General features: G+C 65.5%; 14 protein-coding genes and 4 pseudogenes. 16 read left to right on the top strand and 2 right to left on the bottom strand.

Annotated features, from left to right (window positions below; genetic code table 11):
• Window positions 1-561 precede the first annotated feature (561 nt).
• From F4X11_12230 to F4X11_12285, 12 genes and pseudogenes are all read left to right on the top strand, one after another.
• A complete protein-coding gene (locus F4X11_12230) occupies window positions 562-2,115 on the top strand; it encodes an RNA-directed DNA polymerase (GenBank protein ID MYN65780.1) in 1,554 nt (517 codons plus the stop codon).
• 23 nt (window positions 2,116-2,138) lie between these two features.
• Window positions 2,139-5,189 (top strand): restriction endonuclease, encoded by a 3,051-nt coding sequence (locus tag F4X11_12235; GenBank protein MYN65781.1) that lies wholly within the window; start codon window positions 2,139-2,141, stop codon window positions 5,187-5,189.
• Window positions 5,190-5,267: 78 nt separating this feature from the next.
• A complete protein-coding gene (locus tag F4X11_12240; GenBank protein ID MYN65782.1) occupies window positions 5,268-5,483 on the top strand; it encodes a type II toxin-antitoxin system HicB family antitoxin in 216 nt (71 codons plus the stop codon).
• Window positions 5,480-5,677: a type II toxin-antitoxin system HicA family toxin gene (locus F4X11_12245; GenBank protein ID MYN65783.1), complete on the top strand. Its 198-nt coding sequence runs from the start codon at window positions 5,480-5,482 to the stop codon at window positions 5,675-5,677. The genes F4X11_12240 and F4X11_12245 overlap by 4 nt, the downstream gene beginning before the upstream one ends.
• Before the next feature lie 13 nt (window positions 5,678-5,690).
• Window positions 5,691-8,513 (top strand): site-specific DNA-methyltransferase, encoded by a 2,823-nt coding sequence (locus F4X11_12250; GenBank protein MYN65784.1) that lies wholly within the window; start codon window positions 5,691-5,693, stop codon window positions 8,511-8,513.
• Between the two features lie 13 nt (window positions 8,514-8,526).
• Window positions 8,527-9,020, top strand: a pseudogene (locus F4X11_12255) (type II toxin-antitoxin system VapC family toxin).
• A 358-nt stretch (window positions 9,021-9,378) separates the two neighbouring features.
• Window positions 9,379-10,368: an ATP-binding protein gene (locus F4X11_12260; protein ID MYN65785.1), complete on the top strand. Its 990-nt coding sequence runs from the start codon at window positions 9,379-9,381 to the stop codon at window positions 10,366-10,368.
• 21 nt (window positions 10,369-10,389) lie between these two features.
• A pseudogene (locus F4X11_12265) lies at window positions 10,390-10,863 on the top strand (hypothetical protein).
• Window positions 10,863-12,973 (top strand): annotated as a pseudogene (locus F4X11_12270) (AAA family ATPase). The pseudogenes F4X11_12265 and F4X11_12270 overlap by 1 nt, the downstream one beginning before the upstream one ends.
• A 95-nt stretch (window positions 12,974-13,068) precedes the next feature.
• On the top strand, window positions 13,069-13,143 hold the full coding sequence (locus F4X11_12275) for a type II toxin-antitoxin system VapC family toxin (GenBank protein MYN65786.1): 75 nt from the start codon (window positions 13,069-13,071) through the stop codon (window positions 13,141-13,143).
• A gap of 112 nt (window positions 13,144-13,255) precedes the next feature.
• Window positions 13,256-13,747 (top strand): type II toxin-antitoxin system VapC family toxin, encoded by a 492-nt coding sequence (locus tag F4X11_12280; GenBank protein MYN65787.1) that lies wholly within the window; start codon window positions 13,256-13,258, stop codon window positions 13,745-13,747.
• Window positions 13,737-13,952: a hypothetical protein gene (locus F4X11_12285; GenBank protein ID MYN65788.1), complete on the top strand. Its 216-nt coding sequence runs from the start codon at window positions 13,737-13,739 to the stop codon at window positions 13,950-13,952. The genes F4X11_12280 and F4X11_12285 overlap by 11 nt, the downstream gene beginning before the upstream one ends.
• A 179-nt stretch (window positions 13,953-14,131) precedes the next feature.
• Here the strand turns inward: F4X11_12285 and F4X11_12290 are convergent.
• Window positions 14,132-14,212 (bottom strand): annotated as a pseudogene (locus tag F4X11_12290) (plasmid maintenance system killer protein).
• A 407-nt stretch (window positions 14,213-14,619) separates the two neighbouring features.
• Here F4X11_12290 and F4X11_12295 point away from each other — a divergent pair.
• The 4 genes from F4X11_12295 (at window position 14,620) to F4X11_12310 (ending at window position 16,602) form a co-directional block, all read left to right on the top strand.
• Window positions 14,620-15,033, top strand: a complete 414-nt coding sequence (locus F4X11_12295) for a type II toxin-antitoxin system VapC family toxin (protein ID MYN65789.1) — start codon at window positions 14,620-14,622, stop codon at window positions 15,031-15,033.
• Window positions 15,034-15,118: 85 nt separating this feature from the next.
• Window positions 15,119-15,727, top strand: a complete 609-nt coding sequence (locus F4X11_12300) for a plasmid pRiA4b ORF-3 family protein (GenBank protein MYN65790.1) — start codon at window positions 15,119-15,121, stop codon at window positions 15,725-15,727.
• A gap of 198 nt (window positions 15,728-15,925) precedes the next feature.
• Window positions 15,926-16,186: an AbrB/MazE/SpoVT family DNA-binding domain-containing protein gene (locus F4X11_12305; protein ID MYN65791.1), complete on the top strand. Its 261-nt coding sequence runs from the start codon at window positions 15,926-15,928 to the stop codon at window positions 16,184-16,186.
• Window positions 16,183-16,602: a type II toxin-antitoxin system VapC family toxin gene (locus F4X11_12310; protein ID MYN65792.1), complete on the top strand. Its 420-nt coding sequence runs from the start codon at window positions 16,183-16,185 to the stop codon at window positions 16,600-16,602. Before F4X11_12305 ends, F4X11_12310 begins: the two co-directional genes overlap by 4 nt.
• A gap of 143 nt (window positions 16,603-16,745) precedes the next feature.
• Here the strand turns inward: F4X11_12310 and F4X11_12315 are convergent, their stop codons facing one another.
• Window positions 16,746-17,051: a hypothetical protein gene (locus F4X11_12315; GenBank protein MYN65793.1), complete on the bottom strand. Its 306-nt coding sequence runs from the start codon at window positions 17,049-17,051 to the stop codon at window positions 16,746-16,748.
• Between the last annotated feature and the right edge of the window lie 34 nt (window positions 17,052-17,085).

Here is a 17,085-nt window from a genome sequence, read left to right on the forward strand (position 1 = left end):
GCTGGAGGGGTTGGGGAGGCTCGCGAAGGTGACGGGCAGGTCGAGGCTTTGTTCGCGTTCCAGCGGGGGTGTGAGCTGGGGTTCGAGGCGGCGTGCGGGAACTATCGGGCGGTGCTTGCCGGTGACGGTGCGTTCGAGCGGGGGCCGCCGACTGTCGAGGACTATCCGATTGTGCTGCGGGGCAGCAAGGGAGAGATCATCGACCAGGAGCCGGCGGCGCTGTACGCTCGGGCTTGTGGACAGGGATGGCCAGGCGCTTGTGGGTCTGCCCGGTAGTAATCAGGAGCTGCTTGGGAAGGCTTTCCTCGCTCTTGGGGCCTGCCCCGGTCGCCTTGGCCGGGGCATTTCGGTCCGTACGAGGTGTCGCCAGCTCCTGAGCCAACAACTGCATGGTATCCTGGGGCCCACTGAGTGCGGACCAGCCCCATCTGATGATGAACTTCGACGTCCACTCCACGCAGACGCTCACCATCTCGCACAGCCAATCGCTTCGAGGTGTCGGCTACAGGTGCCACCGGCGCCACCCGTTTCTGCGATAATGGGCAATTCTTGCAGGCTGCCATGTTCAAGCTGACGGATACTGAATTGCAGAGCGCCTTCGAAGCCATATCCCATCATGGATACAGTGCCTTGTTTCCACCCCCTCCCGAATGGACAACCGTCACGGACAATTGGCCAGAAATCAGGCAATACCTAGCTGGAATCGATCTTGACGTGTACGTACCGTACAAGCCGCTGCGTGTCTTTGTCCCAAAGAGCAGAGCAAACCTTCGCGTTGCACACTTGCTCCATCCGGAGGACCTCATCCTTTACACCGCCTTGGTGATAATTGTCAAAGATGACCTGGAAAGCGCCCGTATCTCACGACGCGCCCGCCGGGTCTTTTCGTACAGGACTCAACCGGGAGTATCTAACCGCCTCTACACTACGCGTGGAGCCTATACGAAGTACCTTGCGGAACTGCAAAGAAAATCGCGCAAACCCACGGTGCGTTTCGTGTCGATTGCTGATATAGCCGATTTCTATCCTCGCGTAAACCAACACCGCCTTGAGAATGTCATAACGTCTGCTTCCTCCAGCCCTCGTGGCAACGACGTAGCCAGAGTGCTCGTAAAGAAAATGATCAACCACCTGATGGAAAGTAACAGCTATGGCATTCCGGTAGGTCCACATGCCTCGCGGGTGCTTGGCGAGGCCGTTCTCATAGATGTTGACGCCCACTTGGAGTCTCAAGGCGTTGACTATGTGCGTTGGGTTGACGACTATCATATATTTTCTCGCACGGAGTACATGGCACAATCCGCGGTGTTCCAGCTAGCGGAATGGATATTTGTGAATCATGGGTTGACTCTCCAGTCCGCAAAAACGAAAATTTGGCCAGTTGCGAAATATGTAGATTGGGTGCTATCCAAACCAGAGGACAGACTGACCGACAGAGACACGCTCCTTGCACTATTCCGTGACTCAGGCTACGTGGAGGAAGAAGCTGACGGTGAAGAACTCCAGCGAATGGTTGATCAGATACATGGTTTTGACCTGCAGCAACTATTCCTGGAGTCGATTTCTGATCAAGAGATCGTTGATTACCGGGTTGTACGATACGTCTTGACGCGGCTTCCGAACATTCCTGGAGTGGATGAAGCCCTGAGAATGGGGCTATTGAACATTGTCATTGACCACGCAGAGTTGTTCTATCCGGTGGTAGAACACATAGCCGAGTACGTCATTTCCTTTCAGAATCTTTCGACGGAAGAGAAACGAAGAATCGGAGGGAAGTTGGCGCGTCCCCTAAAGAGAAGGCAGAATCCTCCGCCGGCGCACTATGCAATGTGGATTCTATACGTCTTTTCCACGTCCCCGGGGTGGATCAACGCGAGGGAAATCGTCAGCCTTTATACTCAATCTGCGTCTGAGGTCATAAGGAGGTATGCGGCGCTCGCAATTTCCGTTTGCGGAACTAGGGCTGAGGCTCTTGCTATTCGTCGGGATCTGCCAGCTGCATCGAGTTTGCTTCGATTGGCGATTCTGGCCGCCTCCACGAAGTTAGGACAAGACGAACGAAAACATTGGAAACGGGCAAACCCAACTCGCGGCGTAGTCGAAAAATGCGTGTAGCCAATAGATCGACCTGACGCAAGATGGATCCCACATTTTTCGAACAACCCATCCTGAACTCGCCGTACGAGTACCCATCCCGCCACTGGGAGCTCGACGCCGGCGGCCAGCCGACGAACAGGATCCTGTCCGAGCGGCGCAAGGTCGCGTTCATCACGCCGATCCCGAAGCCGAAGAAGCAGAAGGGCGTCCAGCAGGAGAAGATCCTCTTCGACGTGGCCGCGCAGGCGCTCGGGACCGAGGCGCAGCAGTACGACCTGACGGCGTTCATCGGCGGCGTCCGCCATCAGGTGGATCGCTGGCGGGAGCTGCCGGATCCGAACGCCTGGAGCGTGACGCCGGAGACCGCACGGCTCCTGCGCCACTGGCGCAGCCATCGGTTCACCGACCTCCGTCCCTTCTTCTGCCAGGTTGAGGCGGTCGAAACCGCGATTTGGCTGACCGAGGTGGCGCCGACCCTCGGCAAGGAGGGCCGCGGGTTTCTCGATCAGATCGACGCCGCCAGCGAAGGCGCCAATCCGGGCCTCGCGAGGTTGGCTCTGAAGCTCGCCACCGGGGCCGGCAAGACCACCGTCATGGCGATGATCATCGCCTGGCAGACGGTCAACGCGGTGCGCCGGCCGGGCAGCCGGCGGTTCACGCGCGGCTTCCTGGTGGTGACGCCCGGCGTGACCATCCGCGACCGGCTGCGGGTGCTTCAGCCGAACGATCCGGACAGCTACTACGCGAGCCGCGAGCTGGTGCCGAGCGACATGCTCCGCGACCTGGAGCGGGCGAAGATCGTCGTCACCAACTACCACGCGTTCCTGCGGCGCGAGACGCTGCCGCTGTCGAAGGGCGGCCGCGCCCTGCTGCAGGGGCCGGGGCCCGAGCTGCGGACGAAGGAGACCGAAGGGCAGATGCTGCAGCGCGTCATGCCGGGACTGATGGGCATGAAGCGCATCCTGGCCCTGAACGACGAGGCGCACCACTGCTACCGCGAGAAGTCGGCCGGCGAGGACGACGAAGGCCCGCTGAAGGGCGACGACCGCAAGGAGGCCGAGCGGAACCGGGAAGCAGCGCGGGTCTGGATCTCGGGGCTTGAAGCCGTCCAGCGGAAGCTCGGCCTGCAGCGCGTGATCGACCTGTCGGCGACGCCCTTCTTCCTGCGCGGCTCCGGCTACGCGGAGGGGACGCTGTTCCCGTGGACGGCGAGCGACTTCTCGCTGATGGACGCCATCGAGTGCGGCATCGTGAAGCTGCCGCGCGTGCCGGTGGCCGACAACATCCCCGGCGGCGAGATGCCGAAGTTCCGGAACCTGTGGGAGCACATCCGCCCGAAGATGCCGAAGCGGGGCCGCGGCAAGGCTGGCGGGCTGGATCCGCTGAGCCTGCCGGTGGAGTTGCAGACCGCGCTCCAGGCCCTCTACGGCCACTACGAGCAGACGTTCCAGTTGTGGGAGCAGGCCGGCATCGCGGCGCCGCCCTGCTTCATCATCGTCTGCAACAACACCTCGACCTCGAAGCTCGTCTACGACTTCGTCTCCGGCTTCTTCCGCGAGAACGAGTACGGCGCCACGACGCTGGTCAACGGCCGCCTGCCGCTGTTTCGCAACTTCGACGAGCACGGCAACCCGCACCCCCGCCCGCGCACGCTGCTCATCGACAGCGAGCAGCTCGACTCGGGCGAGGCGCTCGACAAGAACTTCCGCGCCGCGGCCGGCGACGAGATCGAGCGCTTCCGTCGGGAGATCGTCGCCCGGACGGGTGATCGGAAGCAGGCCGAGCACCTGTCGGACCAGGATCTGCTCCGCGAAGTGATGAACACGGTCGGCAAGCCGGACACCCTCGGCGGATCCGTCCGCTGCGTCGTCTCCGTCTCGATGCTGACCGAGGGTTGGGACGCCCGGACGGTCACGCACATCCTGGGCGTCCGCGCTTTCGGCACGCAGCTCCTCTGCGAGCAGGTCGTCGGGCGCGCGCTGCGTCGCCAGTCCTACGATCCCAACGAGGACGGCCTCTTCGACGTCGAGTACGCCGATGTCCTCGGCATCCCGTTCGATTTCACCGCCAAGCCGGTGCCGGTCAAGCCGCCGCCGCCGCGCGAGACGGTGCTGGTGCGGGCGATCACGCCGGAACGCGACGCCTGCGAGATCCGCTTCCCGCGGGTGGCTGGCTACCGCGTCGAGCTCCCCGAAGAGCGGCTGACGGCCCGCTTCAACGACGACTCGACGCTGGAGCTCACCCCCGCGCTGGTCGGCCCGTCCAACACGCGCGTCGAGGGCATCATCGGCGAAGGGGTCGATCTGAACCTGATCCATACCCGCGACCTGCGGAAGTCGACCCTGCTGTTTCACCTTACGAAGCGGCTGCTGGAGACCAAGTGGCGGGATCCCGGCGAGGAGCCGAAGCTGCACCTGTTCGGCCAGCTCAAGCGGATCACCCGGCAGTGGCTCGACGACCACCTCGACTGCAAGGGCGGGACGTATCCGGCGCAGCTCATGTACCAGGAACTTGCGGACATGGCGTGCGAACGGATCACGGCCGGGATCGTCTCCAATCTACTGGGCGAGCGTCCGATCAAGGCGATGCTGGATCCCTATAACCCCGTCGGGTCGACGCTCCACGTGCGCTTCACGACCTCGAAGAAGCTCCGTTGGGAGACCGACCCCGGCCGCTGCCACATCAACTGGGTCGTGTGCGACAGCGACTGGGAGGCCCAGTTCTGTCTCGTCGTCGAATCGCATCCGCGGGTGCGCGCCTACGTCAAGAACCACGCCCTCGGCCTCGAGGTGCCCTATCGCTACGGTTCCCGGACGCGCCGCTACCTCCCCGATTTCGTCGTGCTCGTCGACGATGGCCGCGGCGACGACGACCTGCTCCGTCTCGTGGTCGAGGTGAAGGGCTACCGGGGCGAAGACGCCAAGGACAAGAAGACGACGATGGACACCTACTGGGTCCCCGGCGTCAACAACCTCGGCGCCTACGGCCGCTGGGCCTTCGCCGAGCTGACGGATGTCTACACGATGGAGGAGGACTTCGAAAGCGCGCTGAAGGGGCAGTTCCAGGCGCTCGTCGAGCGGGCGTTGCCTTGACGAGCGGCAGCGACGGGGCTACGTTGGCGGCTCCTGTCGGCGGCGGGTGGAGAGATTCGCGACAGGACGAACGAGGGAATGCACATGGAGTACACCGCGGTCGTGAAGCATTGCGGCGAATGGTGGATCGGCTGGATTGAGGAAGTGCCGGGCGTCAACTGCCAGGAACGCACGCACGAGGAGTTGCGGCAGAGCCTCGCCGATGCACTTGCGGAAGCGCTCGAGTTCAATCGGCGGGACGCTCTGGCCGCGGCCGGTGACGACTATCGGGAAGAGAAGGTCGTCGTTGCATGAAGCGGAGCGAGCTGTTGCGATACCTGCAGGGCCAAGGGTGCGCACTGGTCCGCGAAGGATCGCGGCATTCCTGGTGGCGCAACCGGTCCGGAGACCGGCGTTCCGCCGTGCCGAGACACCGGGAGATCAACGATACCCTGGCTCGCAAGATCTGTCGTGACCTCGGCGTCGATCCAATCGGACGGGACAAGTAGACGGAGGAGCCGCATGGGGCGAGCCAAAGCGAATCCGCGGACCGTCGCGACCCTCAGGCATGAGGAGGCGTCGCGCAAGAACATCCCCACGGTCGAGTTCCGGTCCGTGATGGAGCGCGCCGAGCAGAGCCCCGTCCAGGTCGCCTACCAGCGCCGCAACCGCGACCTCGACCCGCAGCTCGTCTGGCGCGGCAAGGACGCGCAGGACTGGTCCGACCTCGTGGTGCAGGCCCCGCCGCTCTTCATCCAGGAGAAGGTCCACCCGAAGGTGCTCGTCGACGACCTGCGCCGGCAGCGCGGGAACGGGCAGGTCGGGCAAGGCGGCGACCGCACGGAAGTCCAGCCGGATCTGTTCGCCGACTTCAACGGGCTGCCGAACGATGATGCCCGGACCGAGTTCTACCAGCACGACGCGAACTGGTCGAACCGGATGATCCTCGGCGACAGCTTGCAGGTGATGGCCTCGCTCGCCGAGCGCGAGGGGCTGCGCGGCAAGGTGCAGTGCATCTACCTCGACCCGCCCTACGGCATCAAGTTCAACTCGAACTTCCAGTGGTCGACGACCAGCCGCAATGTCAAGGACGGCAAGGCGGAGCACATCAGCCGGGAGCCGGAGCAGGTCAAGGCGTTTCGGGACACATGGCGAGACGGCATTCATTCGTATCTGACGTACCTGCGCGATCGGTTGATCGTAGCGCGAGAGCTGTTGGCCGAGAGCGGTTCGATCTTCGTGCAGATCGGCGATGAAAATGTCCATCGGGTGCGGGCGTTGATGGACGAAGTGTTCGGCGAAGGACACTTCGTCGGCGAAATCGTGTTCCAGAAGACTTCGTCAACTTCGTCAGACTCTCTATCAGGAGTTTTCGATTCTCTCTTGTGGTTCAGTAAGTCTGAATCAACCAAATACCGGGCGCTCTTTCAGCAGAAGGAACCTGGTTCTGCCGGTGCGAGTCAATACGGATTCGCAGAGAACCCAAGCGGAGAGAGGCGTACCTTGACGGAATGGAGGCAAGGCAGCGTAGATGTCAAATCGTTGAAGGTGTTCGCCCACGGTGACATTACCAGCCAGAGGCCAGCACAGGGAGAAGATGTTCGGGAGTTCATCTATGAGGGCAAGCCGTTTGAGGTCAAGAAGGGTACCTTCAAGACGGATGCGCATGGACTGCGACGGATTTCGCTCGCGAAGCGCATGATATTCGTCGGCAAGACACTGCGTTACGTTCGGTTTCTGAACGACTTCTCCGTATTCCCGCATTCCAATCTGTGGACTGATACAACTACGTCGGGATTTGATGACCCCAAGGTTTTCGTCGTACAGACGAACCGTACCGTTGTCGAGCGTTGCATCCTCATGACCACCGACCCCGGCGACTTGGTGCTCGATCCTACCTGCGGTTCCGGTACAACCGCGTATGTCGCCGAGCAATGGGGCCGCCGCTGGATCACCATCGATACCTCCCGAGTAGCGCTGGCACTCGCCCGTGCCCGCGTCATGGGTGCGCGCTACCCGTACTACCTTCTCGCTGACAGTCCGGAAGGGCAGCGCAAGGAGGCCGAGATCACGCGCAAGGCACCCTCGGAGACACCGACGCACGGTGACGTCCGGCAGGGGTTCGTCTACGAGCGGGTGCCGCACATCACGCTCAAGTCGATTGCCAACAACGCCGAGATCGACGTCATCTGGGAGCGCTGGCAGGAGACGCTGGAGCCGTTACGCGACGACCTGAACGCCAAGCTCGATGGCGACTGGGAGGAGTGGCAGATTCCCCGCGAGGCGTCCGAGGACTGGCCGGCGGAGGCGGTCGAGGCGCATCGCCTCTGGTGGGAGGCGCGCATCGCCCGGCAACAGGAGATCGACGCCTCCATCGCGGCCCGGGCCGACTACGAGTACCTCTACGACAAGCCCTACGAGGACAACCGGAAGGTCCGGGTGGCGGGACCGTTCACGGTGGAGAGCCTGTCGCCGCACCGCGTGTTGGCGGTCGATGAGGACGACGAGCTCATCGACCGCGCCGCCGAGCCGAGGGCCGACTACGGGCTGCAGCAGGACTTCGCGGCCATGATCCTGGAGCAGCTCGCGGCCGCCGGCGTGCAGCAGGCGCACAAGGAGGATCGCATCGCCTTCGCCGCCGTCACGCCCTGGCCGGGCGAGTACATCTGCGCGGAGGGACGCTACCGCGAGAGCGATGGCGATGCCGGCCCGGAGAAGCGCGCCGGGATCTTCGTCGGCCCCGAGTTCGGCACCGTGGCCCGACCGGACCTGGTGGCGGCCGCGCGCGAGGCGGGCGACGCCGGCTTCGACGTCCTGATCGGCTGCGCGTTCAACTACGAGGCGCACGCGTCCGAGTTCAACCGCCTCGGCCGCATCCCGGTGCTGAAGGCGCGCATGAACGCCGACCTCCACATGGCCGACGAGCTGAAGAACACCGGCAAGGGCAACCTGTTCGTCATCTTCGGCGAGCCGGACATAGACATCCTCCCGGTCGGCGACGAAGGCGACGGCGGCACGCGCATCCAGGTGCGGATCAACGGCGTGGACGTCTTCCACCCGACCACCGGCGAGGTCCGCAGCGACGGCGCCGACGGCATCGCCTGCTGGTTCATCGACACCGACTACAACGAGGAGAGCTTCTTCGTCCGGCACGCCTACTTCCTCGGCGCGAACGACCCCTACAAGGCGCTGAAGACGACGCTGAAGGCCGAGATCGACGCCCACGCGTGGGCGTCGCTCCACAGCGACGTCTCGCGCCCGTTCGACCGCCCGGAGTCGGGCCGCATCGCCGTCAAGGTCATCAACCACCTCGGCGACGAGGTGATGAAGGTGTTCCGGGTGTGAGCAGGAGTCGCCCATGAAGCCGCGCGTCTACGTCGAGACAAGCGTCGTCAGCTATCTGACGGCACGGCCGGCCCGTGACATAGTGATTGCAGGGCGGCAGCAGGGCACGCGGGACTGGTGGTGACAGCCTCAAGCAGATTCGAGCTGGTGATTTCGCAGTTGGTCCGCGAGGAAGCCGGTGTCGGCGATCCAGATGCTGCGGCCGCCCGGCTCGCCGCGCTTGCGCCGCTCGCCAGGCTCGCCTTCCCCAAGGAAGCGCTTGCGTTGGCGCAGCGGCTGGTAGATGCGGGGGCGGTACCGCGACGGGCTGCGCCGGACGCCGCGCACGTCGCGATTGCTGCCGTGCACAATGTCGAGTTCCTCGCTACCTGGAACCTCCGCCACATCGCCAACGCGACGGCACGCCGGCGGATCGAAACCGTTTGTCGCGATAGCGGCGTCGAGCCGCCCGTTCTGTGCACACCCGAGGAGCTCACGGAGCCCGAGGAGGTGGATGATGGTGGATGATCCGATCGTAGCCGAGGTGCGCGCGGCGAGGGACCGGCTCGCAGCAAGGTTCGACTATGACCTGGAGGCGATTTTCCGGCACATCCAGGCAGAGGAAGCAAGATCGGGCCTGACGTACGTACCTTCTCCGCCCCGCGAACCCGCGCTCGCAGATGGCGCGCACGAGGCTGAGCCGCGCGCAGATGGACACGATGTTCATGGAGCCTGAGATCACCAGCAGGGTGCGGTTCGATCTCGCGTCCGTTCGACCGCCCCGAGTCGGGCCGCATCGCCGTCAAGGTCATCAACCACCTCGGCGACGAGGTGATGAAGGTGTTCCGGGTGTGACTCGTCGCGTCCCGACGATGGAGAATGCCTGATGGCCAGCGGTGAACAGCTCAAGGCGCTGCTGAAGTCGCACGCGGATGGCGATGACGACCGGTTCTTCTCCGTCGCCATGCAGGTGGCTGCCCACGAGGCGCGGCGCGGGCATGGGAGACTCGCGGAGGAGCTGCGCACCCTGATCGATCGCGCCAAGAGCAAGCCAGGAACCGTGGCGCCGGTCCCGATCGGGCGACCGCGCGGCGAGTTGGCGAACCTGCTGGGAGCGTCCTATCCGAGCGAGCGGTTGGGACAGATGGTGCTGGGCAAGGAGCTCGGGGATCAGATTCAACGTGTGATTCGGGAGCAGCGCCATGCGGGGCGCATCGTGGAGCGGGGACTCGCACCGCGCCGGAAGTTGTTGTTGACGGGACCGCCCGGCACCGGCAAGACGCTGACGGCGGCCGTTCTGGCCGGCGAGCTGGGGCTTCCACTTCTGCAGGTGCGCCTCGACGGGCTCATCACCAAGTACATGGGGGAGACGGCGGCCAAGCTGCGTCAGATCTTCGAGGCGACAGGCCGAACGCGGGGGGTCTACTTCTTCGACGAGTTCGACGCGATTGGCTCGCAGCGCGGGCTCGCGAACGATGTCGGCGAGATCCGACGTGTCCTCAATAGTTTTCTCCAGATGATCGAGCAGGATCGCTCCCACAGCCTCGTCATTGCCGCGACCAACCATCCAGGCATTCTCGATCCGGCGCTCTTCCGTCGCTTCGACGACATCCTGCACTACGAGTTGCCCGACACGGCGCAGATTGCACGACTCCTCAGGACGCGGCTCGCTTCGGGGGCCGTGAAGCGGATCCGCTGGCGCAGCCTCGCCGCCCTCGCCGCGGGCCTGAGCTACGCGGAGGTGGTTCGCGCCGCCGACGAGGCGCTGAAGGATGCCCTGATTCAACAGCGGGCTCTGGTTCGCGAAGCGGACATCCGGGTGATGCTGAAGGAGCGCCTGGCCATCGCCGATAAGCTGGCTGCGAGAGGAGTGTAGCGACAAGGCGCAGCATGGCCCCGGTACCGATACGAGTCCCACGGTCTCCGTTTCGACGTGAAGCGACCCCTTGAGTCGGTGGATGAGTTTCGCAGCAGGATCAACGTAGCGGCGCGAGACGAAGAGGAAGGGACCCGTCGCGCGCAGGGCAGCGATCCCGAGTGGTTGATTGATCGTGGGCCACAACGGAGTCTCGCGCGAAGTCTTCGTCGCGCGCAGGGCAGCGATCCCGAGTGGTTGATTGGGAAGCAGACTCGTCACAGAGGTTCACTGCATGCGGACATCTGGCGCGGCAGCGCGGCTGATCTCGCAAGCCGGGGGAGCCTCGCCGTCTACCCTGCGGTAGGTTGGTGGAAGACCCGTCAAGCTCTCGAGAGATACGACCAAACCGCGCGATACGCGCTCGTCGTCAGCATCAAGGCGCCGGAGGTCGACGTGGATCTCCGGACGGAAGTCGCGAACCAGATCGGTGTGCCGGTCGAGATAGAGACCTGATGCAGTTCCGCATCGCCGACACCTTCACCGACAGCTTGGCGAAGCTGACGGGCGACGAGCAGAAGGCGGTCAAGACGGCGGCGTTCGACCTGCAGATGAATCCGGCGCATCCGGGCCTGAAGCTGCACCAGGTCGACCGGGCGAAGGATAAGGACTTCTGGTCCGTGCGGGTCAGTCGCGACATCCGGCTGATCGTCCACCGGACCGCTTCCAGCTTCCTGCTCTGCTACGTCGATCATCACGACGCGGCGTACCACTGGGCCGAGCGCCGGCGACTGGAGCGGCATCCCAGGACAGGAGCGGCGCAGCTCGTCGAGATCCGCGAAACGGTCCGCGAGATCCAGGTGCCGCGGTATGTGGAGGTCGATGTCCCCACGTCCACTCAGGGCGTCGCGGCTGGCAGACCGGCGGCGTCGCGGATGGCTTTCTTCGCCGACGCGTCGGACGACGATCTGCTGGGCTACGGCGTGCCCGTCGAGTGGCTGAACGACGTACGGGCCGCGACCGAGGACACGCTGCTCGACCTCGCCGATCACCTGCCGGGCGAGGCCGCCGAGGCGCTGCTGCACTTGCGACCGGCGGTGCACCTGATCGCCCGGCGCCTGCCGTGGCGGGCGCCGATCCGTTCGCGCATCCGGACGCGCAGCGCCGCTTCCGGGTAGTGGCGGACGTGGAGGCGCTGGAACGGGCCCTCGACTATCCCTGGGAGAAATGGACCGTCTTCCTGCATCCGGCCCAGCGACAGCTCGTCGAACGCGAGTACACGGGACCGGCGCGTGTCGCGGGCTCGGCCGGCACCGGCAAGACCATCGTCGCGCTCCACAGGGCGGTGCATCTGGCGCGCGCACATCCGGAGAGCCGCGTGCTGCTGGCCACCTTCTCCGATGCGCTGGCCACCGCGCTGCAAACGCGCCTCAGACGCCTCATCGGGAACGAGCCGAAGATCGCCGAGCGCCTCGAGGTGCATTCGATGAGCGCCATCGGGCGGCGCCTCTACACGGCGAAGGTCGGCCGCCTCCACTTGGCCACGGACGAAGATATCCGGGAACTGCTCCGGCAGGCGGCTGCCGATATCAAGGGTCACCGTTTCGGTGCGCACTTCCTCCGGACGGAATGGAGCACGGTGGTCGACGCCTGGCAGCTCGCGAGCTGGGAGGACTACCGCGACGTGCAGCGGCTCGGCCGCAAGACCCGGTTGGCCGAGAAGCAGCGGGCGCTGCTGTGGTCGATCTTCTCGCGGGTCCGGTCTGCGCTCGTCGAACAGCGGAGGTTGACCGAGCCCGGCATGTTCGCGCGGGTGGCGGCGACGATGGCGGAGGCTGCGCATCCGCCGTTCGACTTCTCCGTGATCGACGAGGCCCAGGACATCGGCGTCGCGGAGCTGCGGTTTCTGGCGGCCCTGGGCGGGAGCCGGCCGAACGGCTTGTTCTTCGCCGGGGATCTCGGACAGCGGATCTTCCAGACGCCTTTCTCGTGGCGGGCGCTCGGCGTCGACGTGCGCGGGCGATCCCAGACGCTGCGCATCAACTACCGCACGTCGCATCAGATCCGGCGACAGGCGGACCGCCTCCTGCCGCCCGAGCTGGCCGACGTCGACGGCAACGCCGAGCGGCGAGGCGCAACGGTGTCGGTGTTCAACGGTCCGGCGCCCGAGGTGAGGACGTTCGATTCACCGGACGACGAGACCGAGGCTATCGCGGACTGGCTTCGAGCTCGACAGCGCGAGGGCTACGCGCCGCAGGCAATCGGCGTGTTCGTCAGGTCATTGGAGCAGATCGAACGGGCGCTGTCGGCGGTGCGGGCGGCGGGTATGCGCGCCGTGCAGCTCGACGACGGGTCCGGCGGCGTGCCCGGGTCGGTCGCGGTCGGCACGATGCACCTCGCCAAGGGGCTGGAGTTTCGGGCGGTCGCGGTCGCCGCCTGCGACGACGAGGTCATTCCGCTGCTGGCCCGGATGGAACGCGTGGGCGATGACGCCGACCTGGAGGAGGTCTACGGCACCGAGCGGCATCTGCTCTATGTCGCCTGCACCCGCGCGCGCGACCGGCTGCTGGTGACCGGCGTGGAGCCGGGCTCGGAGTTCCTCGACGACCTGCGGGCGGGGGAGTGACCGTACACGCGCATCCAAGCCGCGGTTGAACAAGCTGACCGGTGTTTTCCGGGCCCGCAACGGAACGCCTGGCCGCGACCGCCCGTGTGCACGACATGACCGTCGTCCCCCGCAACACGCCGGACATCGCAGGTCTCGGCGTCCCCGTGCTGAATCCCTTCGACGCGTGACGCGCAAGATGGTGGCGATCCCTACAGCGCGCTCAAGGCGCTGAAGGCCGAGATGGACACCGACGCGGTACAGTTGTGGAGGCGTCCTTGAGATTCCGGACGCACGTTCATGATGAAGCCGCGTGTCTACGTCGAAACCAGCGTCGTCAGCTATCTGACGGCCCGGCCCGCGCGTGACATAGTGATTGCAGGGCGGCAGCAGAGCACGCGAGACTGGTGGGCCGGTACGAAGGAGCGGTTCGAGTTGGTGATTTCGGAACTGGTTCGGGAAGAAGCGGCGGTGGGAGATCGCGATGCCGCGCAATCGCGGCTGGCGGCGATCTCGCCGCTTCCCGTGATCGGCGCCACGCCGGAAGTCGCACGACTGGCGCGAGCGCTGGTCGACGCCAAGGCCGTGCCCGAGCGGGCTGCGCAGGATGCCGTGCACATCGCGATCGCCGCCGTGCACCGGGTGCCGTTCCTCGTGACATGGAATTTCCGGCACATCGCGAACGCCGCGGCGCGGCCACGGATCGAGGCCGTGTGTCGAGACGCCGGCATCGACCCGCCGCTCCTGTGCACGCCGGAGCAGCTTGTCGTAGCGGAGGACGACGATGAAACCTGATCCGATTGTGGCCGAGGTGCGCGCCGTGCGCGACAGGCTCGCAGCGCGTTTCAACTATGACATCGACGCCATTGTCCGGCACATCCGGAGCATGGAAGCCGCATCGGGCCGCACCTTCGTGCAGCCTCCGCAGAGCAGCATCGCCGCAATGAATGCCGCGACGGATAATGCACCGGGCGAGGGACGCGGTGCAAATGAGTCATGAGGCGCGCGCAGATGGACACGAGCCCGATTTCGATCCCTCTCCTGACTCGGCCGCGACATCGATCTCAGTCTCCGAGGCCCGGAAGGGCCGCGTTCATCACGCCGATCACGGAGCCGAGGAAGCGCCGGGCGGGACAGCCGCGTGCGGGTGGATGGGCTCGCGCATCGGCCTGTGCCTCCTCATCGATGGTAGTCGACGATCTCGACCCCGGCTGGACCGGGGTTCCCCTCGGGCCATACGAAGCAGATCCGCCACTGATCGCATTCCGCGCGTGCTCGCGGTGAGCTGCTCCGAGCTGGGCACCTCGGGCACCCGGCGCACGATGGGCGGTCGTTGAGCGGGCGGCGCCTCGATCGATTTCCGGTATCATTACCGGAAAGGAGGGAGCCTTGGCGAACAAGCAGACGCTGGCCGTGCGCGGCTATCGGGACCGGCTGAAGCGAGGCGGTTGGGTACGTTGCGAGGTCAAGGTGCGCCGCGATGACGTCGAGCTCATCCGCACCGTAGCCACCGCGTTGCGCGACCCGGATCGCCATGCCGCCACGCGTGCGCTGCTGCGCGACCGTCTGGGCGCCCGTCGTCCGCGCGGCTTCAAGGAGCTGCTCGCCTCGTGCCCGGTCGACCTCGACATCAATCGGTCCCGTGACCTCGGCCGGGATATCGAGTTCTGATGTTCCTCCTCGACACCAACGTCATCTCGGAGGTGCGCAAGGCGCACCGATGCAACGCCGGCGTGGCCAGTTGGTTCGCCGGCGTGAGCGATGCCGACCTGTTCGTCAGCGTCGTCGTGACGGGCGAGATTCGGCAAGGTATCGAGCGCCTCCGCCGGCGCGACTCCCGCCAGGCGGAGATCCTCGAACGCTGGCTGGAAGACGTCGTGACCTCGTACGCCGACCGCATCCTCCCGATTGACGGCCGCGTCGCCGACGCCTGGGGCCGCCTGAGCGCGGTGCGCCCGATTCCCGTCATCGACGGGCTTCTGGCCGCGACCGCCCGTGTGCACGACATGACCCTCGTCACCCGCAACACTCCGGACGTCGAAGGTCTCGGCGTCCCCGTGCTGAATCCCTTCGACGCGTGATACGCAAGATGGCCGGACGCAAGACGCCCAGGACGCCGCGCGTCACCACCGCGCATCCGCCGAGGAGGCGGGATGCTGGAAGACCATGATCGAACCCGTCGCGCGCCTCAGGATTGAACTGCAGGAGATCGAACCCAAGGTGTTTCGTCGGGTCGACGTGCCGTTGACCTCGACGCTGCTGACCCTGCACGAGATCATCCAGATCACGTTCGACTGGTGGGGCTACCACCTGTTCGAGTTCGAGGTCCGCGACCGCGTCTATGGCGAGCCCATGGCGGACGATTTCTCCGACCGCCGCGTGTACAGGGCGGCGGGCATCCGCCTGAAGACGCTCATCGACCGCGGGGTCGAGAGGTTCCTCTACACGTACGACTTCGGGGACGACTGGCGGCACGACATCCTCATCGAATCGGTCGGTGACGGCAAGGCCGGCGTCGAGTACCCGGCGCTCGTCGACGGGGAGCGGCGCAGTCCACCGGAGGATGTCGGTGGCGTGACGGGCTTCATGGAGTTCCTGGAAGCCGTGCTGGATCCGCTCCACGAGGATCACGAACAGATGGTCACCTGGTACGGGAAACCGTTCGATCCGCACGACATCGACGAACGGTGGACGCGGCTCAGGCTCTCCACGTTGGCCGCCCGCCGCCGGGGCGCGCTGCGCAGGCATCGCGGCGCGGCGCGACGCTCCACGTGACTTCCGTGGAGCATGGCGCGGCTCTGTCGGTCGGCCCGAGCTCGACGAGTTGCTCCGGTCGATAGCCCAAGGAATCCGATCGCGTACAGGCAGCAACAGCGCCGCCCCGGCCCACAAGTCGATGCAGGAGTTCTGCAGGGTCGCCTGCACGTGGGGCGGAGGTTGACCGGGGGAAGCATGCGGCATATGGTGGAGCATATGCTTTCTTCATCCGCCAAGCGGTCCGCGGTCCGTCACGTGCGCCTGTTCCGGAACGGACGCAATCAGGCGGTGCGCATCCCGCGCGACTTCGAGTTCGATGGAGCGGAAGCCATCATGCGGCGGGAGGGCGATTGCCTGATCCTCGAACCGGTCCGGAAGGGGCGATTGCTCGGCCTGCTTGCACGCCTGGAGCCCCTGCCGGAAGCGTTCCCGGACGTCGACGCCAGGCTCGAGCCGCTTGACGACGTGGATCTGTGAAAGTGGCGGTCCGGTTCCTGCTCGACACGAACATCGTGTCGCATGTCGCGCGGTTTCCGCAGGGGGAGGTTGCGACTCGCATCGCCGAAGTCGGCGAGTCGCACGTGTGCACCAGCATCGTAGTGGCGTCCGAGTTGCGCTACGGTGCGGTGCGAAAGGGGTCCGAGCGCCTGAGCCGACGCATCGAGGCCGTTCTCTCGGCGCTGGAGGTGCTGGCGTTCGAGGAGCCGGCCGACCGGCGCTACGCCGAGTTGAGAGTTGACCTCGAACGTCGCGGTACGCCGATCGGACCCAACGACATGCTGATTGCCGCCCAGGCGCTGGCCGCGGACCTGACCGTCGTCACGGCGAATGTCGACGAATTCCGGCGGGTTCCCGCGCTCCTCGTCGAGAACTGGCTCGGGGCCGACGGATGATCTCGCTGCGGGAAGAGCGGGGCCGAGCCTTCCGGCCGGCAACCGGGCGGTCATCCTGCTGGTTTCCGGCAGGGCGGCGCGCTCGTCGTCGCGGGCGAAGGCATGGGTCTGCCCGCGCCTCCCTGCCGGTCGAAAGGGCGCGGTCACTCGACCTCGATGAAGATCGGGTTCGAGTAGAACCAGAGGTCGAGCCAGGGGTTCTCCCCGGCGTCGTCCACGGAAGGCTCGAGATCCGCGGTGTTCGTGCCGTGCACGCGGACGTAGAGGTCGCGATCGACCACGGGCAGCGCCGCCTCGACGGTGTAGCCGGTGCTCCAGTGGCTGTGGATGTGCGAGTCGCCGGCCAGCCATTCGCGCTCGTCGGCGGGGGCGGCCAGTGCAAGGGCGGCCGCCGCGCACAGCACGCAGAACCAGACGAAGCGGGGAGCGGCGGCAGCCTGTAAGGACATGGCGGCCATCCTACCACCGCCTTCCGTCCGCTCC

Source organism: Acidobacteriota bacterium (assembly GCA_009861545.1).
Taxonomy (GTDB): domain Bacteria; phylum Acidobacteriota; class Vicinamibacteria; order Vicinamibacterales; family UBA8438; genus WTFV01.

Bases quoted from the DNA above. Each gene is read 5' to 3' on its own strand.
- F4X11_12230 (MYN65780.1), top strand. From the start codon at position 562: ATGTTCAAGCTGACGGATACTGAATTGCAGAGCGCCTTCGAAGCCATA.
- F4X11_12235 (MYN65781.1), top strand. From the start codon at position 2,139: ATGGATCCCACATTTTTCGAACAACCCATCCTGAACTCGCCGTACGAG.
- F4X11_12240 (MYN65782.1), top strand. From the start codon at position 5,268: ATGCACATGGAGTACACCGCGGTCGTGAAGCATTGCGGCGAATGGTGG.
- F4X11_12245 (MYN65783.1), top strand. From the start codon at position 5,480: ATGAAGCGGAGCGAGCTGTTGCGATACCTGCAGGGCCAAGGGTGCGCA.
- F4X11_12250 (MYN65784.1), top strand. From the start codon at position 5,691: ATGGGGCGAGCCAAAGCGAATCCGCGGACCGTCGCGACCCTCAGGCAT.
- F4X11_12260 (MYN65785.1), top strand. From the start codon at position 9,379: ATGGCCAGCGGTGAACAGCTCAAGGCGCTGCTGAAGTCGCACGCGGAT.
- F4X11_12280 (MYN65787.1), top strand. From the start codon at position 13,256: ATGAAGCCGCGTGTCTACGTCGAAACCAGCGTCGTCAGCTATCTGACG.
- F4X11_12285 (MYN65788.1), top strand. From the start codon at position 13,737: ATGAAACCTGATCCGATTGTGGCCGAGGTGCGCGCCGTGCGCGACAGG.
- F4X11_12300 (MYN65790.1), top strand. From the start codon at position 15,119: ATGATCGAACCCGTCGCGCGCCTCAGGATTGAACTGCAGGAGATCGAA.
- F4X11_12305 (MYN65791.1), top strand. From the start codon at position 15,926: ATGCTTTCTTCATCCGCCAAGCGGTCCGCGGTCCGTCACGTGCGCCTG.
- F4X11_12315 (MYN65793.1), bottom strand. From the start codon at position 17,051: ATGTCCTTACAGGCTGCCGCCGCTCCCCGCTTCGTCTGGTTCTGCGTG.